Annotated in this window: 23 protein-coding genes and 1 pseudogene; 9 read left to right on the forward strand and 15 right to left on the reverse strand. The window is 48.8% G+C overall.

Going from position 1 to position 22,856, the window contains the following annotated elements; translation table 11 throughout:
- Nucleotides 1-87: 87 nt before the first annotated feature.
- Nucleotides 88-369, forward strand: a pseudogene (locus FC814_RS07895) (TetR/AcrR family transcriptional regulator C-terminal domain-containing protein); the annotation flags it as partial.
- A gap of 2 nt (nucleotides 370-371) precedes the next feature.
- Here the strand turns inward: FC814_RS07895 and FC814_RS07900 are convergent.
- From FC814_RS07900 to FC814_RS07940, 9 genes are all read right to left on the reverse strand, one after another.
- Nucleotides 372-551 carry a DUF2556 family protein gene (locus tag FC814_RS07900; protein ID WP_010345321.1) on the reverse strand — a complete coding sequence of 60 codons (180 nt, stop codon included), beginning with the start codon at nucleotides 549-551 and terminating at the stop codon, nucleotides 372-374.
- Nucleotides 552-634: 83 nt separating this feature from the next.
- Nucleotides 635-1,519 carry an adenine-specific DNA-methyltransferase gene (yhdJ, locus tag FC814_RS07905; protein ID WP_137325780.1) on the reverse strand — a complete coding sequence of 295 codons (885 nt, stop codon included), beginning with the start codon at nucleotides 1,517-1,519 and terminating at the stop codon, nucleotides 635-637.
- 85 nt (nucleotides 1,520-1,604) lie between these two features.
- Entirely contained in the window at nucleotides 1,605-1,901 is a 297-nt protein-coding gene (gene fis / locus FC814_RS07910) for a DNA-binding transcriptional regulator Fis (protein WP_000462905.1), read from the reverse strand.
- 25 nt (nucleotides 1,902-1,926) lie between these two features.
- A complete protein-coding gene (gene dusB / locus FC814_RS07915; RefSeq protein WP_001219652.1) occupies nucleotides 1,927-2,892 on the reverse strand; it encodes a tRNA dihydrouridine synthase DusB in 966 nt (321 codons plus the stop codon).
- A 328-nt stretch (nucleotides 2,893-3,220) separates the two neighbouring features.
- Nucleotides 3,221-4,102, reverse strand: a complete 882-nt coding sequence (prmA, locus tag FC814_RS07920) for a 50S ribosomal protein L11 methyltransferase (protein WP_001145823.1) — start codon at nucleotides 4,100-4,102, stop codon at nucleotides 3,221-3,223.
- An 11-nt stretch (nucleotides 4,103-4,113) separates the two neighbouring features.
- Complete coding sequence (gene panF / locus FC814_RS07925) at nucleotides 4,114-5,565, reverse strand: sodium/pantothenate symporter (protein ID WP_001175701.1); 1,452 nt, start codon at nucleotides 5,563-5,565, stop codon at nucleotides 4,114-4,116.
- Nucleotides 5,555-5,797 carry a YhdT family protein gene (locus FC814_RS07930; protein ID WP_000381170.1) on the reverse strand — a complete coding sequence of 81 codons (243 nt, stop codon included), beginning with the start codon at nucleotides 5,795-5,797 and terminating at the stop codon, nucleotides 5,555-5,557. Before FC814_RS07930 ends, panF begins: the two co-directional genes overlap by 11 nt.
- Before the next feature lie 92 nt (nucleotides 5,798-5,889).
- Nucleotides 5,890-6,825, reverse strand: coding sequence for a sugar kinase (locus FC814_RS07935; protein WP_137325799.1), 936 nt, complete (start codon nucleotides 6,823-6,825; stop codon nucleotides 5,890-5,892).
- Between the two features lie 31 nt (nucleotides 6,826-6,856).
- Nucleotides 6,857-7,687, reverse strand: coding sequence for a DeoR/GlpR family DNA-binding transcription regulator (locus FC814_RS07940; RefSeq protein ID WP_000987962.1), 831 nt, complete (start codon nucleotides 7,685-7,687; stop codon nucleotides 6,857-6,859).
- 340 nt (nucleotides 7,688-8,027) lie between these two features.
- Here FC814_RS07940 and FC814_RS07945 point away from each other — a divergent pair, with 340 nt between their 5' ends.
- From FC814_RS07945 to FC814_RS07970, 6 genes are read left to right on the forward strand one after another with little or no spacing between them, the layout of a single operon-like run.
- Entirely contained in the window at nucleotides 8,028-8,882 is an 855-nt protein-coding gene (locus FC814_RS07945) for a tagatose bisphosphate family class II aldolase (protein WP_137325781.1), read from the forward strand.
- Between the two features lie 35 nt (nucleotides 8,883-8,917).
- Entirely contained in the window at nucleotides 8,918-9,808 is an 891-nt protein-coding gene (locus tag FC814_RS07950; protein WP_137325782.1) for a substrate-binding domain-containing protein, read from the forward strand.
- 60 nt (nucleotides 9,809-9,868) lie between these two features.
- Nucleotides 9,869-11,368 (forward strand): sugar ABC transporter ATP-binding protein, encoded by a 1,500-nt coding sequence (locus tag FC814_RS07955; protein WP_085460261.1) that lies wholly within the window; start codon nucleotides 9,869-9,871, stop codon nucleotides 11,366-11,368.
- The gene (locus FC814_RS07960) at nucleotides 11,369-12,358 is read left to right on the forward strand and encodes an ABC transporter permease (RefSeq protein ID WP_137325783.1); all 990 of its coding nucleotides are present in this window, start codon (nucleotides 11,369-11,371) and stop codon (nucleotides 12,356-12,358) included.
- Nucleotides 12,359-12,379: 21 nt separating this feature from the next.
- Nucleotides 12,380-13,342, forward strand: coding sequence for a sugar kinase (locus FC814_RS07965; RefSeq protein ID WP_032226579.1), 963 nt, complete (start codon nucleotides 12,380-12,382; stop codon nucleotides 13,340-13,342).
- Nucleotides 13,339-14,385, forward strand: coding sequence for an aldose 1-epimerase family protein (locus FC814_RS07970; RefSeq protein WP_137325784.1), 1,047 nt, complete (start codon nucleotides 13,339-13,341; stop codon nucleotides 14,383-14,385). The genes FC814_RS07965 and FC814_RS07970 overlap by 4 nt, the downstream gene beginning before the upstream one ends.
- A gap of 85 nt (nucleotides 14,386-14,470) precedes the next feature.
- Here the strand turns inward: FC814_RS07970 and accC are convergent, their stop codons facing one another.
- The 5 genes from accC to FC814_RS07995 form a co-directional block, all read right to left on the reverse strand.
- Nucleotides 14,471-15,820, reverse strand: a complete 1,350-nt coding sequence (accC, locus tag FC814_RS07975; protein WP_000884623.1) for an acetyl-CoA carboxylase biotin carboxylase subunit — start codon at nucleotides 15,818-15,820, stop codon at nucleotides 14,471-14,473.
- Between the two features lie 10 nt (nucleotides 15,821-15,830).
- Nucleotides 15,831-16,301, reverse strand: a complete 471-nt coding sequence (gene accB, locus FC814_RS07980) for an acetyl-CoA carboxylase biotin carboxyl carrier protein (protein ID WP_000354618.1) — start codon at nucleotides 16,299-16,301, stop codon at nucleotides 15,831-15,833.
- Between the two features lie 395 nt (nucleotides 16,302-16,696).
- A complete protein-coding gene (msrQ, locus tag FC814_RS07985) occupies nucleotides 16,697-17,296 on the reverse strand; it encodes a protein-methionine-sulfoxide reductase heme-binding subunit MsrQ (protein WP_001240072.1) in 600 nt (199 codons plus the stop codon).
- Nucleotides 17,297-18,301: a protein-methionine-sulfoxide reductase catalytic subunit MsrP gene (msrP, locus tag FC814_RS07990; protein ID WP_137325785.1), complete on the reverse strand. Its 1,005-nt coding sequence runs from the start codon at nucleotides 18,299-18,301 to the stop codon at nucleotides 17,297-17,299.
- 97 nt (nucleotides 18,302-18,398) lie between these two features.
- A complete protein-coding gene (locus FC814_RS07995) occupies nucleotides 18,399-19,373 on the reverse strand; it encodes an oxidoreductase (protein WP_032226573.1) in 975 nt (324 codons plus the stop codon).
- A 151-nt stretch (nucleotides 19,374-19,524) separates the two neighbouring features.
- On the opposite strand from FC814_RS07995, the gene csrD reads away from it, so the two are divergent.
- On the forward strand, nucleotides 19,525-21,465 hold the full coding sequence (gene csrD / locus FC814_RS08000; RefSeq protein ID WP_001241425.1) for an RNase E specificity factor CsrD: 1,941 nt from the start codon (nucleotides 19,525-19,527) through the stop codon (nucleotides 21,463-21,465).
- Here the strand turns inward: csrD and FC814_RS22830 are convergent.
- The gene (locus tag FC814_RS22830) at nucleotides 21,462-21,611 is read right to left on the reverse strand and encodes a hypothetical protein (protein WP_016159494.1); all 150 of its coding nucleotides are present in this window, start codon (nucleotides 21,609-21,611) and stop codon (nucleotides 21,462-21,464) included. The genes csrD and FC814_RS22830 overlap by 4 nt on opposite strands.
- Nucleotides 21,612-21,770: 159 nt before the next feature.
- Here FC814_RS22830 and mreB point away from each other — a divergent pair, with 159 nt between their 5' ends.
- A complete protein-coding gene (gene mreB, locus FC814_RS08005; RefSeq protein WP_000913396.1) occupies nucleotides 21,771-22,814 on the forward strand; it encodes a rod shape-determining protein MreB in 1,044 nt (347 codons plus the stop codon).
- Nucleotides 22,815-22,856 lie beyond the last annotated feature (42 nt).

Consider the following 22,856-nt stretch of genomic DNA (forward strand, 5'->3'; position numbering starts at 1 on the left):
GAAAGCGTGCGTATTGCCTGAAAACACAACCCGCTACGGGGGAGACTTACCCGAAATCTGATTTATTCAACAAAGCCGGAAGAGGCAGTAATACGCGAGAAGATGGGCTTTAATCCGCAGACTCTGCGCGAAGTATTGCAATCATGTCAGCAACAAGGGTATGTAGCTAAAAGCCTCGACTTAGACGTCGTAATGATTATTATTGATGGTGCCTTCAGCGGTATTGTTCAAAACTGGTTAATGAATATAGCGGGTTACGATCTTTATAAACAAGCACCCGCATTAGTCGATAATGTATTAAGAATGTTTATGTCAGATGAAAACACAACGAAATTAATTCATAAAACAAATGAATTAGGTATCGTATAAAGTTACATTCTATTGTGAAAATCCAGTTCGTCACAGTTAACCAGTTTTAGCGGATTAACCGAGTTCATATTGCGACATTTGTCTGTTTCTGTTGCCAGTAGTTCAATCCACTGCATCAGTAAGGTATCAAACAGAAAAACGGAGACAGCGAAAACGACGAGCCACCAATACTTGCGAATCATTACCTGAGCCTGTGCATGTTTAACCAAGTCTGGCAGGAAATATACACGAAATGAATAATCTGAAAACCAGGCTTACACTTCCTTTACTTTGCAATGAGATCGGGGTCAACTTCGCTGATCCGGCTTCGTTTTGACAGGTTGCCGGTCTTTCTTTTTTTCACTTTCGCCAGTTCCTCCGCGGAGTAATGCGACACGACATCCAGCCGTCGAAGTCCCATCTTGATGTACTCGCTGTTAATCTCAATACCAATGAATTTTCGCCCGCTGGCGACGGCTACGGCGCCGGTAGTAAAGCTACCGGCAAACGGATCGAGAACGACATCGCCAGGGTTGGAAGAAGCGAGAATTATGCGCTTCAGTAATGCTTCCGGTTTTTGCGTCGGATGGTTTTCATATTCATCCATCAAATAACGCACGCGCGGAAAATCCCAGACATTACCCGGTACTTTTTGGTGATTGTAAGGCTGTGGAGGATTTTTGCGATAATCGATCAACGCGCGTTGCGCACCGGTTTTAGCTTCAACCAGAATAGCATCACCGTTGAACGTGTAGTTCTTTGCATCTTTCACCATCATCAGGATGGGTTCGTACATGGAGCCATAGTGTTTCTTCGCCTGCACCCCAGAACTGTCATATGACCAGACGATGCGACTTTTGATGGTAAAGAACTTGCGGCACTGGATATCGATAAAGGGCATGTTTTCCGTGCTGTTCATGATGTACATGCTGCCCTGTTTTTTCAGAACGCGGTGGCACTCTGCAATCACTTCAAACAGCCAGTCGATAAACAGATCTTCTTTCCAGGCTTCGATCAGACCATCAAAATTTTTACCGATGTTATAAGGTGGGTCGGCAAAGATCAGATCGATGCTTTCGGTGGGTAGTTTTTTAAGCTCGGCAAGCGCATCACCGTGAATAATGGTCTTAGCTTCATTACCAAACCGGGTCGGTTCACATCCTGTTCTCATGGTCACTCCCTTTGTGACACCTATAAAAAAGGCGCTTCCCCATGCCGAGTCGCGCCTTTTTAATCAAGCATTTAGCTAACCTGAATTAGTTCATGCCGTACTTTTTCAATTTTTTACGCAGCGTACCACGGTTGATGCCCATCATCAGCGCAGCACGGGTCTGGTTACCACGGGTGTATTGCATCACCATGTCCAACAGGGGCTGTTCTACTTCAGCCAGTACCAGCTCATAGAGGTCATTCACATCCTGACCATTCAGTTGAGCAAAATAGTTCTTCAGTGCCTGTTTAACCGAGTCACGCAGGGGTTTTTGGGTTACCTGATCCTGAGAGTTAACGGTAGAAACGGTCAGTACGTCAGAATTTACGCGTTGTTCGAACATAGTTCTGTCAGCTCTTTATTTCTGTTTACGCAAAATTTTCGAAGTATGCCTCCAACGCCTCCAGCTGTTCGCTGGCATCCTCAATGGCGTTGAATGTGCGCCGAAACTGGTCATTTGGAGCGTGTTCCTGGAGATACCAGGAAACGTGTTTACGTGCAATTCGGTATCCTTTTGCCGGACCATAAAAGTCATGCAGTTCCCGAACGTGCGCGCAAAGCAAGCGCTTAACCTCTGCCAAAGGCAGCGGGGGCAGCAACTCCCCAGTGTCCAGATAATGCTGGATTTCCCGAAAGATCCAGGGTCTTCCCTGAGCTGCACGGCCTATCATCAGAGCATCCGCCCCTGTATAGTCGAGCACAGCTCTGGCTTTAAGCGGGTCAGTAATGTCGCCATTCGCGATAACCGGAATGGAAACTTTCTGCTTAACTGCCCGAATACTGTCGTACTCAGCTTCTCCATTGAACAAACAGGCGCGTGTACGGCCATGAATGGTCAGAGCCTGAATGCCACAGTCTTCAGCCAGTTGGGCAATCTCTTCACAGTTACGGTGTTCCGGCGCCCAGCCGGTGCGAATCTTCAGGGTAACAGGAACGTCCACTGCATTGACGACCTCGGTAAGGATCGATTTAACGACATCCGGGTACTGCAAGAGGGCTGAACCTGCGAGCTTGCGATTCACTTTTTTAGCCGGGCAACCCATATTGATATCAATAATCTGGGCACCGCTTTCCACGTTAATACGTGCTGCATCTGCCATTTCTTTCGGATCGCTACCGGCAATTTGCACGGTACGAATACCGGGTTCATCAATGTGCACCATCCGTAAACGAGATTTGTCGCTTTCCCAAACCTGAGGGTTAGAAGACATCATCTCGGATACTGTCAATCCGGCTCCCATCTCGTAGCACAACGTCCGAAAAGGTCTGTCTGTAATGCCAGCCATGGGCGCTGCGATCAGGCGATTTCTGAGCTGATATTGTCCGATGCGCATGAGTTAAGAAATGACCATACTGTGACTGCAAGGCGGCGTATATTACGCATTTTTTGCACGAGATGAAAGGCCAAACTTTGACCAATCCTCTGAGATGGATCAAAGAATTGCATTTAAAATGAGCGTGGCGCGATAATTACTCATAAAAATCATCATATTAGAAAATAGTGACTAAAATTTACACTCCAAGAAATTTGAGTAAGTTCTCAATTTTTCTTTATGAATGAAAATTTTGGCACGCAAAATTGCGTAAATAATCAGCAAATTTACGTGCCTTTTGTGACCTTGCTCGCACTTTGCTCTGCATCACCATGCGGTGATGCGAAGGTTAATTCTTACGACCGGTAATGCGACACCACTCTTCTTTTTCCACAACCGGGTCGAGCGTGAAGTTAGCTGCATAAGCCTCACAAACGCTCTCTGCCTGGCTTGCCAGAATACCGGAAAGGCCCAGCAAACCGCCTGAAACCGGCAGGACGCTGATTAACGGTGCCAGTTCACGTAATGGGCCTGCCAGGATATTAGCGACCACCACGTCGGCTTTCATTTCTTCTGGCTGATCTTTCGGGAGATAGAGTTCCAGACGGTCAGAAACGCCATTACGTTCGGCGTTGTCGCGGCTGGCCTGAATCGCCTGCGGATCGATATCAATACCAATGGCTTTTGCTGCACCCAGCTTCAGCGCCGCGATAGCCAGAATGCCGGAACCACAACCAAAGTCGATGACCGTTTTACCGGTTAAATCGAGGCTGTCGAGCCATTGCAGGCACAGAGAGGTGGTTGGATGAGTCCCTGTACCAAACGCCAGCCCTGGGTCTAACATCACGTTAACCGCATTTTCGTCCGGCACATCACGCCAGCTTGGGCAGATCCACAGTCGTTCACCAAAGCGCATCGGGTGGAAATTATCCATCCATTCGCGCTCCCAGTCTTTATCTTCCAGTTGTTCGATTTTATGCGCGAAGCCTGCGCCGAGCAGCGGATGGTTTTCCAGAATCGCCACCACGTCGTTCATATCGGTTTCAGCGTCGAACAGACCTATCACATCGGTATCGCCCCACAGGCGAGTTTCGCCAGGCAGAGGCTCAAACACCGGCGTATCGTGGGTGTCCTGAAAAGTGATAGAAACGGCACCTGCTTCCATCAGCGCATCGCTAAGATCTTCTGCGTTCGCGCCGGTGGTGTTCAGTTTCAGTTGGATCCAAGGCATGGCAAAACTCTTTATTTATCAGTAGTCAAAACGGTAGCTTGCGGGACGGATGTACCGAAACGGTTTCCGACCAGGAAAGCCAGCAAACTTAGCAGTAACGAGGGCACGATAGGGTGGAAGCCCAGGTACTGAATATTCAGCGTCGCAAGTACGGCATACAGCACGCCGCCGACGATCATCGCACTTAGCGCGCCTTTGGCGTTGGCGCGTTCCCAATAAAGACCCAGCACCAGCGGCCACAGGAAAACGGCTTCCAGTCCACCGAAGGCCAGCAAATTCAGCCAGATGATCATTTCTGGCGGCTTCCAGGCGGCAAGCAGCAGCAACGCGCCGAGAACTAACGTAATTACTGCCGACATCCGCTTCAGACGCGTCTCATTTTGCATTTGATCCGGACGGATATTCAGATAGAGATCTTTAATGATCGTAGCGGAACTTTGCAGCAATTGGGCGTTGATTGTTGACATGATCGCAGCCATTGGTGCAGCAAGGAAGATCCCGGCAGCAAACGGTGGCAGCACTTTTACCATCAGCGTCGGGATCACCAGATCCGGCACGGTGAGATCGGGGATCACTGCACGACCTAACGCTCCGGCAAGGTGCATTCCAAACATCAGGATCGCCACTACAACCGTACCAATGATGATCCCACGATGTACTGCTTTACTGTCTTTATAAGAGATGCAGCGTACCGCAGTATGTGGCAGACCAATCACGCCAAAGCACACCAGCACCCAGAACGACGTCATAAAGGCAGGTGACAGAATATCGTCAGCACCTTGTGGCGTAACCAGTTGTGGATCGATGGTTTGCAGCGTCTCTACTGCGTTGCTTAAGCCGCCAGCAGCATGAACCACGCCGACCAGCAGCACAATGGTGCCAATCAGCATCACCAGTCCTTGCATGGTGTCGTTCAGCACGCTGGCGCGAAAGCCGCCAAAGGCGGTATACAACGCAATACTAATACCGAAAATCAGCAGCCCGGTTTCATAAGGAATACCCGCAGCGGTTTCCAGCAGGCGCGCACCGCCGATAAACTGCACGGTCATTGCACCAACGAACGCAACCAGCAAACTCAAACTCGCCAGCCACACCAGAAGACGGCTCTGGTAGCGGGCAAACAGCATATCGTTCAGCGTCACCGCATTGTAGCGGCGCGCGAGAATCGCGAACTTTTTGCCAAGAATACCGAGTGAAAGCCATACCGCAGGCAACTGGATCATCGCCAGCAACACCCAGCCCAGCCCGTATTTATAAGCAGCACCTGGCCCGCCGATAAACGAACTGGCACTGATATAGGTTGCGGTGAGCGTCATCGCCAGCACAATACCGCCCATAGAACGGCTGCCGAGGAAATACTCATTAAGGAACGTGCCCGCGCTCCGTTTACGCATCGCGTAGACAGAGATCCCGAACACCACCACCAGATAGGCGACCAGCGGTAGAATTACTTCAAGCTGCATCGTCATCCTCCAGCGGGATATCGCGATAGATAAATTTTACCATTGCCCAGCACAGCCCAATAAACAGCAGCGGCGTCAGGATGCAGGCCATCTCAAACCAGCGCGGAAAGCCGGTAAAACCGGGGGCAACGCCAGGTAAGTAAGCGGCTACTAACCATACTGCCAGATACAAAAGGGTCAGCCCCAGCGCCCAGCGCGCCTCTTTATGGGCCTGAACAAAACGAGTGTCCACGGAAGGGGTCCTCCTCATGGGGGGATACGAGAAACGGGCAATTCTACGGCAAGTCTTCAGGCAGGGAAAACAATCTGACAGAAAATTGCCGTTCAGTGCCGTTGCAAAAAGTCTTCAATGTCAGCCAGTGAGGATATCCCTTCCATCGGGCCTTGCTGCATTACGGCGAGTGCGCCGCTGGCGTTAGCATATTGTAACGCCTTGTGTGCCGGGAAACCCGACAAGAAAAGAGTGACAAAAGTAGCGCCAAAGCAGTCGCCAGCACCGGTTGGATCGATGATTTCGCTATCGTGGCCTGCAATATGCTGGGCGTGTAATGTCCCGTTTTTTAGTTGGTAATAGCTGGCTCCACGCTGGGCGCGTTTTATCGCCACATGTTTTACGCCGCCGTGGAGAAGATCGCTAATAATCTGTTCTTCTGACAGATTTTTGTGACGGGCGAAGAAAGGGAGTTCGCTTTCGCTTGGGATAAAGATATCTGTATATTCAATTAAATAATCGAGAGCCTGCGCCATTTCGGGAATACTCAGCATCTCTTTGCGAATATTGGGGTCGAAAGAGACGGTGCCGCCAGCAGATTTGATCGTTGTTATCGCTTTGCGCATGACATCGATCATACGAAATGAGAACAGTGATGAACCCACAATGTGCAGATGATTACACTGTCTTAGCAAATCCTTATCAATGTGCCCGGCAGTAAACAAACCGCAGGCACTATTAGGAATATTAAAGACGAAATCCCGTTTCTGCGGATTTTGATAACTGACAAACGCTGTGCCTGTTACAGCATTGTTCATTATGTGGATACCATCGGTAATGACACCTTCATGACGCAGGCGTTCAATAATGAGACGGCCAAAATCATCGTTACCAACGCAACCGAAGAAAATAGCCCGCCGGGACAATTTTGCTACCTGTGCAGCAAAGATTGCTGGTGCGCCGCTGGGAAATGGCCCGATAAACTCCCCTGGCTGAGTGAATTTTTGTTGTGGGTTGCGGGACAAAAACTCGGCCAGCAATTCTCCCATAGCGCAGATGGTTATTGTCACAAAACCCCTCTCATTCCTGAAGCCTTTCGCGATTGGACCAGGTAAAGCAGTCATTGCTGGTATAAAGAATAACGAAATCTGCAGACTGCAATTGCTGCTGATATCGTTCGTTCATGCTGCGACTGACAATCACATTTTCTGCCTGATGAAGATGTCCGATAGCAGCCGTCGATGAATCGGTATTGGCAGTGACGATTACTGTCTTATTTTGGGCATTGTCAAAACAGAGTTGCCAGGCGGCGGCAACTCTGGGGGTATTGATATTCAGAGTACCATCTGCATCCAGATGACTGATTTCCAGAATGCTATGGGTAATGGTGAAATGCTGAAGCGCCTGTTCGAGCGGTTTTCCCGCCAGTGCGGTGTCAGGGCGCAGCATTTCACTGCCAGCCAGAATTATTTCGCCATCAATAAACTGATTTGCCAGCAGCGCATGTTCGGGATCGTTAGTGATCAGACGCAGTTTTTTTACTTCGCTGAGTAATGGAATGATCTTGCGGCAGATTGTTCCATGTCCAAGAAATAGCGTGTCACGATCGCTGATAAGGCGGGCACAATGCCGCGCAATTTCCATTTGTTGGGTCAGAGACAATATCGTAATGGGTGGTGCCGATTCAGGTTCAGGGGCGAGTGGTGTCGCAATGGCACCACCAAAAGAACGCTTTAAATACCCCTGTTGCTCCAGATAACTGAGATCGCCACGGATTGTCACGCCAGAGACGCCAAGTTGAGCAGATAAGTCATCAACTTTGATTTCACCCTGGGTAGCAACAATTTCTGCAATTTTTAATCTTCGTTTCAGTAGGTTAGATGATTTTCTCGGCACGTTAACACTCATCATTGGCCTTTAATGCGTAACACTATAGCCCCTTGTATTTTTCTTTGAAAGTTACCCTTCAACGTTATCTACATTTTGAAAATAAAACACTGGATAAAAAAACAGCAACGCAAAGTATTTAATTTATTGAAATTAATAAGAAATATTTTTATTGAGATATTTTTGTGATGGTTTCGTTTATAAAGTAAAAACCAACTTTAGTTATATCTTGTAAGTTATTTTGACGATATTCGACATGCATCACGCTTTTTGGCGCTTTTGCTGTGCTACTTTGCTTTCAAAATGAAAGTAATAATTCTCTTTCTTCGTTTTGTAAGAAGAACGCCGAAAAACAGGAGCCGCGATGTACATCATTTCAAGCAAAAATATGCTGAAAAAAGCCCAGTCAGAGGAATATGCCGTCCCCGCTTTCAATATTCATAACCTTGAAACATTACAGGTTGTCGTTGAGAGCGCCGCACAACTTCGCTCTCCCGTTATGCTGGCGGGAACACCCGGTACTTATCGTTATGGCGGAGTGGGAAGTTTAATTTCGTTAGTACAATCTCTGGCTCATGAGTACCGCCTGCCATTAGTCCTGCATCTCGACCACCATGAAGAGAGCGATGACATTTTTAATAAAGTACGCGCAGGGATTCGTTCAGTCATGATTGATGGTTCTCATCTGCCGTTTGAAGAAAATATAGCGCGGGTGAAAGAAGTCACTACGTTTTGCCACAGCCTTGATGTCAGCGTCGAGGCTGAACTGGGCCGCCTTGGCGGGCAGGAGGATGATCTGCTGGTGGATGAAAAAGATTCAGCTTATACCTCACCTGTTGCAGCCGCAGAGTTTGTACAACGCACACAAATTGACTCCCTGGCGGTAGCAATAGGCACTGCACATGGCTTGTATGCGAATGAACCACGTCTGGATTTTGCCCGGCTGGAACAAATTCGTCAGTTAGTGGATGTTCCGTTGGTGTTGCATGGCGCTTCGGGGTTATCGGAACAGGACATTCAGCACTGTATCCGCAGCGGTATCTGCAAAGTGAATGTTGCGACAGAACTGAAAATTGCTTTTGCCGATGCGTTAAAAGGATATTTCTACAACAATCCGGCAGCAAATGATCCTCGCCATTATATGCAGCCAGCAAAAGCCGCTATGAAGGAAGTCGTTACGCGCATTATCGGCGTTTGCGGCAGTGAAGGAAAAATTTAATACGTTGTACCCTACAAAAACAATGAGGACTGTTTATGAAAAATATTAAATTACTTGGCTCGGCAATGTTGGTGAGTCTGGCGTTGTTCTCACAAAGTTCATTAGCAAAAGAGTATAAAATTGGTGCATCATTATTAACGCAACAACATCCTTTTTATATCGATCTTGCGAATGCAATGAAAGAAGAAGCTAAAAAAGATAATGTCAATTTAAGCGTTTCTATTGCCAACCAGGATTTAAATAAGCAACTTTCAGATGTCGAAGATTTTATTACTAAAAAAGTGGATGCCATTATTATCTCTCCAGTGGACTCTAAAGGTGTACAGGCTGCGATAATTAAAGCCGACAAAGCTGGTATCCCTGTTATCACTGTTGATGTTGCTGCGGAAGGTGTTCCGGTAGTATCGCATGTTGCGACCGATAACTACGCGGGAGGTGTTGAAGCGGGCAAGTTAATGGGAAAACTATTGAACGGCAAAGGGTCTGTAGCCATTATTTCTTACCCGGCACTGCAATCGGTAGTTGCGCGCGTCGATGGTTTTAAAAAAGGGTTAAGTGATACACCGGAGATTAAAATTGTTGCTGAGCAACCGGGTATTACGCGTGCTGAAGCGTTAACGACGGCACAAAATATTATGCAGGCAAACGCCAACCTGAATGGGCTGTTTGGTTTTGGTGATGATGCCGCACTGGCAGCGGTTATAGCGGCGAAATCTGCGCATAACGACAATATCAAAATTATCGGTTTTGATGGCATGAAAGAAGCGCGCGATGCCGTAGACAGTGAAAAAACCTTTGCCGCAGTGATTCGACAATACCCGGATCAAATGGGCGCTAAAGCGATTGATGCCGCTGTGGATCATCTCAATGGTAAACCGGTAGAAAAAATGATCCCGGTACAACCCGGCGTTTATACAGGTAAATAATAAACATCTTCAACTCACAACAAAACGTCATCGGCGTTTTGTTGTGACACCGAGGTCATTATGACGGATGTTATTCTTGATGTTTCGCATATTGCGAAGACATTTGGTCATGTTCAGGCGTTAAAAGATATTACACTCTCCTTACGCAAAGGGCGGGTGCATACTTTATTAGGCGAGAATGGAGCGGGTAAGTCGACATTAATGAAAATACTCGCTGGAGTTTATCCGCCAACTCAGGGAACGATAAAACTACGTGGTGAAACCATCACCATTAATAATCCACAACATTCACGCCAGTTAGGGATTGCTATTATTTTTCAGGAATTAAGCCTGAGCAACAATATGACAGTGGCGGAAAACATTTATGCCAATAATGAACCACGCCGTTTTGGCATTATTAACGATAAAAAAATGCTCGCAGATTGCCAGAGTCTGCTCGCGGAACTGGGCATCCCACTGGATCCGCTGGAAATGGTCGGCAATATGTCGATGGCGCATCGTCAACTGGTAGAAATCGCCAAAGCATTAAGCTACGCGGCGGATGTCGTGATTATGGATGAGCCGACATCTTCGCTCAGTGATAACGAAGCAGAGATTTTGTTTAATATTATTGAAAAGTTAAAACAGCGAGGATGTGCGGTTATTTATATCTCTCACCGCATGGATGAAATTATGCGGATTTCGGATGATATTTCAGTGATCCGCGATGGTGAATATATTGCAACGCATGAAAAGAAAAACAGTGATATCCAGCATTTGATTGCCCAGATGGTTGGGCGGGAAATGAAAAATATCTGGCCAGCACGTCTTGGGGAAAAGCCGGATGAAAATGTTCCTGCAAAACTGGAAGTAAAAAATCTTTCCCATCCTTCGCTCTTTAAGGAGGTTAATTTTGCTGTTCGCCCGGGGGAAGTGCTGGGATTTTTTGGCCTTGTAGGTGCCGGGCGTTCTGATGTTATGAAGGCGCTGTTTGGCCTTATTCCGTACCACGGAACAGTGTTGATTGATGGCAAAGAGGTCAGGATCGCTAATCCCAAACAGGCCATTGATCATGGAATTGCTTTCGTAACGGAAAACCGCAAGGAAGAAGGGTTGGTGCTGATGCACGACGTCAATATGAACACGCACCATGTGGCGTTTCAATATAACGCTTCGCGGATGGGACTCATTAATCACCGGCAAGAAGAGGCGAGAACGGTTAAATCTGTCGCCAGAATGAACACAAAAGTGAGTTCCGTACATCAGGCTGTGGGGGCGCTGAGCGGCGGCAATCAACAAAAAATCGTGTTATCGAAATGGCTGGAGAAAACCCCGCGAATTTTATTGCTTGATGAGCCAACGCGCGGTGTGGATGTCGGCGCAAAATTTGAAATTTATAACGTGATACGCCAACTGGCGGCGGCGGGGACGGCCATTATTCTGGTGTCTTCTGAACTGCCAGAGGTTATGGCGCTAAGCGATCGTCTGGTGGTGATGCGTAATAAAACAATTGCCGATATTTATTCATGTGAAAATTTAACGCAGACGCAAGTAATGACCGCTGCAACAGGAGTGCGCTAAATGACAGAGAAAACTCTCTCCAGTCCAAAACGTTCTGAAATTCCCATCGCAAATAGCTTTAAAAAAGTCTTCAGGCAATATGGCGGTATCCTCAGTGGAATGGTGGTGTTAATCATTCTGTTCAGTTTTATTAATGACAGTTTTTTTACCACCAATAACATCACCAACATCATTCTTCAGGTGTCGATAATTGCAATTACCGCCTATGGAATGACTTATGTTCTTTTACTTGGCGATATTGATTTATCGGTCGGTTCAACTATTGCATTGATTGGTACATTTGCTGCGCTTGGGGCTTCATGGGGAATTCCATTTATTTTATTAGTTCCATTATCCATTATTGCAGCACTGGCTCTGGGGATGATAAATGGTGGCTTGACGGCTATAGCGGGTATCCCTTCGTTTATTGTCACCGTTGCTACTATGGGGATCTTCCGTGGGATCGCTTATATAGTGACTGACGGTATGCCTGTCATGATTAAAGATGATGCCTTTCTGGCGCTGGGGAACGGTGAATTTCTCTATATACCTATTCCTATCTGGATATTAATAATCTTATTGCTGGTTAATCATTTTATTCTTACTAAAACAACCTTTGGTCGGAAAATATATATTACCGGCGGTAATAAAGAAGCGGCAATCTATTCGGGTATTAATGTAACTCGCCTAAAAATTAAAGTCTTTATGATTACGGCGGTGTTGGCAGGCATTAGTGGGATGATCCTCGCCTCGCGCCTTTACTCAGGGCAGCCGAATTCCGCACTTAGCTACGAGTTGGATGCCATTGCTGCTGCCGTATTGGGGGGCACCAGTCTCAACGGTGGTTATGGCACGGTGGTGGGTACGGTGATCGGCGCATTAACCATAGGCATTATTAATAATGGTATGAACTTAATGAACGTTCCCTATTTCTACCAGATGGTGGTTAAAGGATTAGTCATTCTGGTAGCCGTTTATTTTGACGTAAGAAATAAAAGAAAACGCAGCTAATCATTTCAAGGAATTAATCATATGAATAAGGTCTTCACAATTGGAGAAATTCTGGTTGAAATTATGGCGAGTAAAATCGGCCAGCCATTTGACCAACCGGGTGTCTGGAACGGCCCTTATCCCAGTGGCGCGCCTGCTATTTTTATTGACCAGGTAACACGTCTGGGGGTTCCATGCGGTATCATTAGCTGTGTGGGGAATGATGGTTTTGGCGATATTAATATTCATCGCCTGGCGGCTGATGGTGTTGATATCCGGGGAATTTCCATCTTACCTCTGGAAGCTACCGGTAGTGCTTTTGTGACGTATCATAAGTCAGGCGACCGTGATTTTATTTTTAACATTAAGAATGCCGCGTGCGGTAAATTATCAGCGCAGCATGTTGATGAAAATATTCTGAAGGACTGTACCCATTTTCATATTATGGGCTCATCCCTGTTTTCATTTCATATGGTAGACGCAGTAAAAAAAGCAGTAACCATCGTTAAAGCAAATGGTGGTGTTATTTCTTTCGACCCTAATATTCGGAAAGAGATGCTCGATATTCCAGAAATGCGCGACGCCCTCCACTTTGTTCTTGAGTTAACGGATATCTATATGCCCAGCGAGGGCGAAGTGTTGCTCTTGTCGCCACATTCGACGCCGGAGCGTGCAATCGCTGGTTTTCTTGAAGAAGGTGTTAAAGAGGTGATTGTGAAGCGCGGCAATCAAGGTGCCAGTTACTACTCCGAGAATGAGCAGTTTCATGTTGAGAGCTATCCGGTGGAAGAAGTTGACCCAACCGGTGCGGGAGACTGCTTTGGTGGTGCGTGGATTGCCTGCCGCCAGCTAGGGTTTGATGCCCATCGGGCATTGCAATACGCCAACGCCTGCGGTGCACTGGCGGTAACCCGACGCGGCCCGATGGAAGGGACTTCCCGGTTGGCGGAGATCGAAGCGTTTATCCAGTGCCATAGCATGACTATTCGGGAAGCCGCGCAATGAATAATGAAATATGGCCGTGGATAGGCGATCTCTCGCAGGTTGCCGGGATTAAACACTATGAATTACGTAGTGGCAGAGCAAAGGGCACGGAAGCGTTTGATGTCCGCACAGGTGCGGGGCTGGCGTTTACGGTGGTAAAAGATCGTGCGCTGGACATTGCCTGGGCCAGCTATAAAGACACGGCGCTTTCTTTCATCACCCCCAACGGCATCGTCGCGCCAGCTTTTTTTGAGCCGCATGGCAACGGTTTTTTGCGTAGCTTCTATGCGGGATTATTAACCACCTGCGGGTTAAGCTACATCGGTACGCCCTGTGAGGATAATGGTGAAATGTTAGGATTACATGGGCGCCTGGCTGCGACACCAGCTGAAGAGGTGGGGTATCGCACAGAACGAACCGACGACGGTATTGAATTTATCATCAATGGCAAAGTGCGGGAAACGCGGCTGTTCGGTGAAAATCTGACGCTTGAGAGAACCATTCGCTGCCGCTATGGCGAAAATGTGCTGCGCATTGAAGACAGGGTTACTAATCAAGGTTTCACCCGCCAGCCGCTACAAATTCTCTATCACTTTAATTATGGCTGGCCTTTATTATCGCCACGGGCCGAAATATTGCTGTCAGCGAAAAGCGTGACGCCACGGACTCCGCGCGCGGTGGAAGGGTTAGCCAACCATCTGGAGATTTGTGCCCCGCAGCCAGGTTTTGACGAGCAGGTTTACTATCTCACGTTGAATAGTGACGATGACGGAATGAGTAAGGTTGCGCTGGTGAATGCCGAACTGGGATGGGGAATTTACGAAAAATTCGACACCCGGCAGCTACCCAATTTTATCCAGTGGAAAAATTTAGGTGCAGGCGAATATGTTATGGGACTGGAAGTGAGCAACAGTTTCCCTGATGGGCGCGATAAAGAACGAGCGCAGGGGCGTCTGCCCTTTATTGAGCCAGGGGAAACAAAGACATACAGCTTTGAGCTGGGAATTGTTGATGGCGATGCTGAAATTACTGCGTTAAAAACGGAAATTGCAGGTTACCGTTAGCGGCAATAAAAACGCCGGGCAGTGTTAACAGGCCCGGCGTTAATGCATTCATTGTTAAGCGCGATGAAAACACCGCGCGTCACAATTATTTTTCCTGAAGACCGAGTTTTTTCTCCAGATAGTGGATGTTAGTGCCACCATGCTGGAAGTTCTCGTCGTTCATGATGCGGATCTGCAGATCAACGTTGGTTTTGATACCGTCGATGATCAGCTCCTGCAGCGCATTCTTCATGCGAGCAATCGCCACGTCACGGTTTTCACCGTAGCAAATCAGTTTACCGATCATTGAGTCATAGTACGGCGGCACGGTGTAGCCAGCGTAGATATGAGACTCCCAACGCACGCCAAAACCGCCAGGTGCGTGGAAACGGGTGATTTTGCCCGGGCTTGGCAGGAAGGTATTCGGATCTTCGGCGTTGATACGGCATTCCACCGCATGGCCGCGAACGTGAACTTCTTCTTGCTTGATCGACAGCGGTTGACCTGCCGCGATACGCAGCTGTTCTTTGATCAGGTCAACGCCGGTGATCATTTCAGTAACCGGGTGTTCTACCTGAATACGGGTGTTCATTTCGATGAAATAGAACTCGCCGTTTTCGAACAGGAACTCGAAAGTACCTGCACCGCGATAGCCGATATCAACACACGCTTTAGCGCAACGTTCGCCGATGTAACGACGCAGTTCTGGGGTAATGCCCGGTGCTGGTGCTTCTTCGACCACTTTCTGGTGGCGGCGCTGCATGGAGCAGTCACGTTCCGCCAGATAGATAGCGTTGCCCTGACCGTCCGCCAGTACCTGGATCTCGACGTGGCGAGGATTTTCCAGGTATTTCTCCATGTAAACCATATCATTGCTAAAAGCAGCTTTTGCTTCCGCACGGGTCATGGAGATAGACTGCGCCAGTTCAGCGTCGCTGCGCACAACGCGCATACCGCGACCGCCGCCGCCACCGGAGGCTTTGATAATCACCGGATAACCAATGCGTTTTGCAATGGCGCGGTTTTTATCCATATCGTCGCCCAGCGGGCCGTCAGAACCCGGTACGCAAGGAACGCCAGCTTTTTTCATTGCTGCAATTGCAGACACTTTGTCGCCCATCAGGCGAATAGTGTCTGCTTTCGGGCCGATGAAGATAAAGCCAGAGCGTTCAACCTGCTCGGCAAAATTGGCGTTTTCGGAAAGGAAGCCGTAACCCGGATGGATTGCTACTGCGCCGGTGATTTCAGCGGCGCTGATGATAGCCGGGATGTTCAGATAACTTTTTACTGACGGAGCCGGGCCAATACAGACCGTTTCATCTGCCAGTAATACGTGTTTTAAATCGCGATCCGCGCTGGAGTGCACAGCGACAGTCTTAATGCCCAGTTCTTTACAGGCACGAAGAATACGCAATGCAATCTCGCCACGGTTGGCAATAACAATTTTATCCAGCATGTTCGCCTCGTTACTCGATGACGACCAGCGGCTCGTCAAATTCTACCGGTTGTCCACTTTCGACCAGAATTGCTTTCACAGTACCGGATTTGTCTGCTTCGATCTGGTTCATCATTTTCATGGCTTCAACGATGCACAGGGTATCGCCCACGTTCACTTTCTGACCCACTTCGATGAACGCTTTCGCGTCCGGGCTTGGGGTGCGATAGAAAGTACCAACCATTGGGGAACGTACGATGTGACCACTGATTTCCGCTGCTGCTGGCGCTTCCATGGAAGGAACGGTCGCCGGAGCGGCTGCGTTAGATTGAGCTGGCTGCTGCATCATCGGTGCAGCGTAAGCTTGTTGCATCATCGGGAAACTAGCGGCAGGTGCTGCACGGCTGATGCGTACTGACTCTTCGCCTTCAGAAATTTCCAGTTCAGAGATGCCTGATTCTTCAACCAGCTCGATCAGTTTTTTAATCTTACGAATATCCATGAGTGGGTTCCGTACTCTTTGTTTAGTGTGATTGTGACAGGCGTTTCACCGCCGTCTGTAAAGCGTATGCCCCGACAGCTGTATGCATAGCGATAAATTCCAGCTGACCGGGACGCCGGTCTATTTTGCCCCAGAGCGTCAATGTGAGACTTGACGGACATTGTGCAGCGATCTGCTGCTATCCTCCGGCAAAAAACAAAATATACCTTCGTTGCGCCATTGTCACCTTTTCCGCAGCTTAAAAACCGCGTTAGGGAGAACGAAGTCGCACATTATAACGATTTCGTAGCAATTGGCAGCTAAATACTGGTCTTATCAGGGAAGATAATCAACAGCTAACATGTAAATAACTTTCAACGCCGCGCATTTTGCAACAAGCCGCACAGTTCATGAAATTAGCGCCACCATTGACGGAACTTCTTAAAACGTAAGGCTAAAAGTAATAAAGCCAGCCCGGCGTAGATAACCGGCTGTGGTGAGATAATCTTCACTGACCACAGATAATGTATGGGAGCCAGGATCGCGACCAGATAGACGAAGTTATGCAACTGTTGCCAGCGTTTGCCTAATTTTCGCTGCATCGCCTGCGTGGAAGTCAATGCTAAAGCCAGTAAAATCAGCCAACTGACAATTCCGAGCGTTAAATAAGGTCGGGTGATTAATTCCTGACCGAATAACGTCAGATTATTCACGCCCAGTTCCAGTAAGGCATAACTGGTTAAGTGCAGCGTTGCCCAGACGAAACACCATAAACCCAGCAGGCGGCGGGTGCGTATCAATAAGGGCTGTTTAGCATAGCGCGCTAATGGCGTAATTAATAAGGTCGCCAGCAAGAATTTCAGCGCAGTCCGACCGGTAAAATGTTGAATATCTTTCACCGGGTCGGCGCTTAATCCGCCATGATTAATTGCCCATACCAGCCAGACAAACGGCAAAAATCCGGCAAGATGCAGGCAAACTTTCAGCCATGTCACTTGTTTTGCTGTCAGTCGCACTTAAAAATTCTCCCGTAAATCCAGGCCACGATAAAGCGACGCCACTTGATCGGCGTATCCGTTAAACAGCAGCGTTGGCTGGCGTTGTACATCCAGAATGCCACCTGAACCAATAAAACGTTCGGTGGCCTGCGACCAACGGGGATGATCAACATGCGGATTGACGTTGGCGTAAAAGCCATATTCATTGGGCGCTGCCAGATTCCAGGTGGTTGGCGGACGTTCACGGGTCAGCTTAATACTGACAATCGATTTAATCCCTTTAAAGCCATATTTCCACGGCACAATCAGTCGCACCGGTGCGCCATTTTGTGGCGGTAGCGCCTTGCCATAGACACCGACGGTCATCAGCGTGAGTGGATGCATCGCTTCGTCGAGACGTAATCCTTCTATATAAGGATATTTCAGGCCACCGCCAATAAACCGATCCTGCTGGCCTGGCATCTGTTCCGGCGCATAAATGGTTTCGAAGGCGACGTATTTCGCGTTACTGGTTGGTTCCGCCAGTGCCAGTAATTTGTGCAGCGGGAAACCAATCCACGGTACTACCATCGACCACGCTTCCACACAGCGCATACGGTAAATCCGCTCTTCCAGCGGGAAACGATGGGTTAAGGCGTCATGGTCGAGCGTTAATGGTTTGGCGACTTCACCACTGATTTTCAACGTCCACGGATCGGTTTTCAGGCTGCCGGCATTTGCCGCTGGATCCGCTTTATCCAGCCCGAACTCATAGTAGTTGTTATAGCCGGAAACTTTATCTTCCGGCGTGAGCGGCAGGTTATTTTGCCAGGCGGCAGGTTTACTAAACTCCAGCTGCTTCCCGGCTGGCGCGGGCGGACGATCGTTGCCCTTAAACCAGCTAAGCAGGTCGGCATGTGTAGTGGTTGGCAGAGAAAGTGCAGCTGCGCTGATGCCTAACGTTTTCAGAATCTGCCGACGTTGCATAAAAAAAGCCGATTCGGCAGTGACATCGGCTTCTGTAAATTGACGAATTTTTTTCATAACAGACTCCCGGTATGCTCCTGATTACTATGGCAGGGAGAATGTCAAAGTGCTGCTAAAATTTGTTAGTTATATGTAAATTATTTTGTACGAAATCTTAACTTATTTTTACCAGAGTGCGCCCCTGCACCTGGTTATTGATAATGGCTTCGGCAAACTTCGGTGCCTCTGTCAGTGAGATTTCTTTTGCTGCTTGTGAATAGAATGATTCCGGTAGATCGGCGACCAGACGCTGCCAGGCCTGCGCCCGACGAGCTGGTGGCGTCATGACTGAATCCACTCCTTGCAGACGGACGTTGCGCAGAATAAACGGCATTACCGTGGTTGGCAGAGCAAAGCCACCCGCCAGACCACAAGCCGCCACGCAGCCGCCGTAGTTCATTTGTGCCAGCACTTTCGCCAGTACTTTGTCACCAACAGTGTCAATTGCGCCTGCCCAGAGTTGTTTTTCCAGGGGACGGGACTCAGCAAACTCATCGCGGGGCAGAATACGGCTGGCTCCTAAACTTTTCAGATATTCATGGGTACTTTCGCGACCAGATACAGCAACGACCTGATAACCCAACTTATGCAGCAGCGCCACAGCCGTACTGCCGACGCCGCCGCTGGCGCCCGTCACCACAATCTCGCCATCCTGCGGACGAATACCGGCATCTTCCAGTGCCATTACGCACAGCATGGCGGTAAACCCGGCAGTACCAATAATCATCGCTTTACGCGCGTCCAGACCTTGCGGCATCGCAACCAGCCAGTCACCTTTTACGCGCGCCTGTTGTGCCAGCCCGCCCCAGTGGTTTTCACCGACGCCCCAACCCGTCAGTAACACTTCCTGACCGGCATGAAAACGAGGATCTTCACTGGCGCGTACAGTTCCGGCAAAGTCAATACCAGGAATCATCGGAAAATTACGGATGATTTTTCCTTTACCGGTAATCGCCAGCGCATCTTTATAATTCAGACTCGACCAGTGGACATCGACCGTCACATCGCCTTCCGGCAGGCGACTTGCGTCCAGAGTCTGTACAGATGCGAGGGTTTTACCGTCCTGCTGTTCTAAAAGTAACGCCTGCATAAGAGATCCTCATGTGCATGATGGATTGGAAAATAATTTCTGAAGACTATACTCGCTAATGGAAAAGCAAAGCCGATGAAGCGCAATAAATTGCGAGATAAATCTGATTTGCTAGTATGCCCGCGTCCTCACTATCGGAGTTAACACAAGGATGAGATTAACGACGAAATTTTCGGCCTTTGTCACGCTGCTCACCGGGTTAACAATTTTTGTGACCCTGCTGGGCTGCTCGCTTAGTTTCTATAACGCCATTCAGTATAAGTTTAGTCATCGTGTTCAGGCAGTGGCGACGGCGATCGATACCCACCTTGTGTCGAATGACTTCAGCACGTTGAGGCCACAAATCAGCGAACTGATGATGTCTGCGGATATCGTTCGCGTGGATCTTTTGCACGATAAAAAACAGGTTTATACCCAGTCCCGCAATGGTAGTTACCGTCCGGTGGGAACCAGCGATCTGTTTCGCGAACTGACTGTGCCGTTGATTAAACATCCGGGGATGTCGCTGCGTTTGGTTTATCAGGACCCGATGGGCAACTATTTCCACTCGTTGATGACCACCGCACCGCTCACCGGTGCGATTGGATTTATCATTATTATGCTCTTCCTGGCAGTACGCTGGTTACAGCGGCAACTTGCCGGGCAAGAATTGCTGGAAACCCGCGCTACACGTATTTTAAATGGCGAGCGTGGCTCGAATGTGTTGGGAACCATCTATGAATGGCCGCCCAGAACCAGCAGTGCGCTGGATACGCTGCTTTGTGAAATTCAGAACGCACGCGAACAGCACAGTCGTCTTGATACACTGATCCGCTCCTATGCTGCTCAGGACATCAAAACCGGCCTCAATAACCGACTTTTTTTCGATAATCAGTTAGCAACGTTACTGGAAGATCAGGAGAAAGTGGGTACTCACGGGATCGTGATGATGATCCGCCTGCCGGATTTCAATATGTTGAGCGACACTTGGGGGCACAGCCAGGTTGAAGAACAGCTCTTTACCCTGACAAATCTGTTATCGACATTTATGATGCGTTATCCCGGGGCGCTATTGGCGCGTTATCACCGTAGCGATTTCGCCGTGCTGTTGCCACATCGGACATTAAAAGAGGCGGAGAGCATTGCCGGGCAATTGATCAAGGCGGTCGATACCTTACCGACGAATAAAATGCTCGATCGTGATGATATGATTCACATCGGCATCTGTGCCTGGCGTAGCGGGCAGGATACCGAACAGGTGATGGAACATGCGGAATCCGCCACGCGCAATGCGGGATTACAGGGCGGCAATAGCTGGGCTATTTACGATGACTCGTTACCTGAAAAAGGACGCGGTAACGTTCGCTGGCGGACGCTCATCGAGCAAATGCTGAGTCGCGGAGGCCCGCGTCTTTATCAAAAACCGGCGGTTACTCGTGAAGGGCTGGTTCATCATCGCGAACTGATGTGTCGTATCTTTGATGGTAACGAAGAGGTCAGTTCGGCGGAATATATGCCGATGGTGTTGCAGTTTGGCTTATCGGAAGAGTATGACCGTCTGCAAGTCAGTCGCCTCATCCCGCTGTTACGCTATTGGCCACAAGAAAATCTGGCGATTCAGGTCACCGTTGAGTCGTTGATTCGACCGCGTTTCCAGCGTTGGCTACGTGATACGCTGATGCAGTGTGAAAAATCACAGCGAAAACGCATAATTATTGAACTTGCAGAGGCTGATGTTGGTCAACATATCGGTCGCTTGCAACCTGTCATTCGTTTGATGAATGCTTTAGGGGCTCGGGTCGCCGTCAACCAGGCTGGTTTGACGCTGGTAAGTACCCGTTGGATCAAAGAACTTAATGTTGAATTACTCAAGCTCCATCCGGGGCTGGTAAGAAACATTGAGAAGCGAACAGAGAATCAATTGTTGGTTCAGAGCATGGTAGAAGCGTGTTCCGGGACCAACACCCAGGTTTACGCTACTGGTGTACGTTCGCGAAGCGAGTGGCAGACCCTGATTCAGCGTGGGGTTTTGGGTGGGCAGGGAGATTTTTTTGCGTCCTCACAGCCACTTGATACTAACGTGAAAAAATATTCACAAAGATACTCGGTTTAACCTGCCGTTTGATCCGTTTTCACGTAGAATAACGCGCGCTGCGTTTCACGGGAGCGTGCTTGTCTGTTCGCCAGATTGTTGCAGCACATATGCAGATTAATGACCTTACGCAGTTGCAAACAGGCGAGGAATGCATGCTGATGCATTTAGCCTCTCTGGACTCAGGTAGAGATTTGTAACAAAGGAAACAAACTGCACTAATTTTCACCGTAGCAGATGATTTTTGCGCCTTGTCGCTGCTGCGTGTGGTTGGTAAAGTAAGCGGATTTTCTTTTCCGCCCCAGCTTTCAGGATTATCCCTTAGTATGTTGAAAAAATTTCGTGGCATGTTTTCCAATGACTTGTCCATTGACCTGGGTACTGCGAATACCCTCATTTATGTAAAAGGACAAGGCATCGTATTGAATGAGCCTTCTGTGGTGGCTATTCGTCAGGATCGTGCCGGTTCACCGAAAAGCGTAGCTGCAGTAGGTCATGACGCGAAGCAGATGCTGGGCCGTACGCCGGGCAATATTGCTGCCATTCGCCCAATGAAAGATGGCGTTATCGCTGATTTCTTCGTGACTGAAAAGATGCTCCAGCACTTTATCAAACAAGTGCACAGCAACAGCTTTATGCGTCCAAGCCCGCGAGTTCTGGTTTGTGTGCCGGTTGGCGCTACCCAGGTTGAGCGTCGTGCTATTCGTGAATCCGCGCAGGGCGCAGGCGCCCGCGAAGTATTCCTGATTGAAGAGCCGATGGCAGCAGCAATCGGTGCCGGCTTGCCGGTATCTGAAGCAACCGGCTCCATGGTGGTTGATATCGGTGGTGGTACTACTGAAGTTGCCGTTATCTCTCTGAACGGTGTAGTTTACTCCTCTTCTGTACGTATTGGCGGTGACCGCTTCGACGAAGCGATCATCAACTACGTTCGTCGTAACTACGGTTCTCTGATCGGTGAAGCGACTGCAGAACGTATCAAACACGAAATCGGTTCTGCTTATCCGGGCGATGAAGTCCGTGAAATCGAAGTTCGTGGCCGTAACCTGGCAGAAGGCGTGCCACGCGGCTTTACATTGAATTCCAACGAAATCCTCGAAGCGCTGCAAGAACCGCTGACCGGCATCGTTAGCGCGGTGATGGTTGCGCTGGAGCAGTGCCCGCCGGAACTCGCTTCCGACATTTCCGAGCGCGGAATGGTGCTCACTGGCGGTGGTGCGCTGCTGCGTAACCTTGACCGTTTGTTAATGGAAGAAACCGGCATTCCAGTTGTTGTTGCTGAAGACCCGCTGACCTGTGTGGCACGCGGTGGCGGCAAAGCACTGGAAATGATCGACATGCACGGCGGCGACCTGTTCAGCGAAGAGTAATCGGATGCAGGCAGGGGGAACATCTGTTTGCCCTGCCTGGTC

The sequence above is a fragment of the Escherichia sp. MR genome (assembly GCF_005280595.1).
Taxonomy (GTDB): domain Bacteria; phylum Pseudomonadota; class Gammaproteobacteria; order Enterobacterales; family Enterobacteriaceae; genus Escherichia; species Escherichia ruysiae.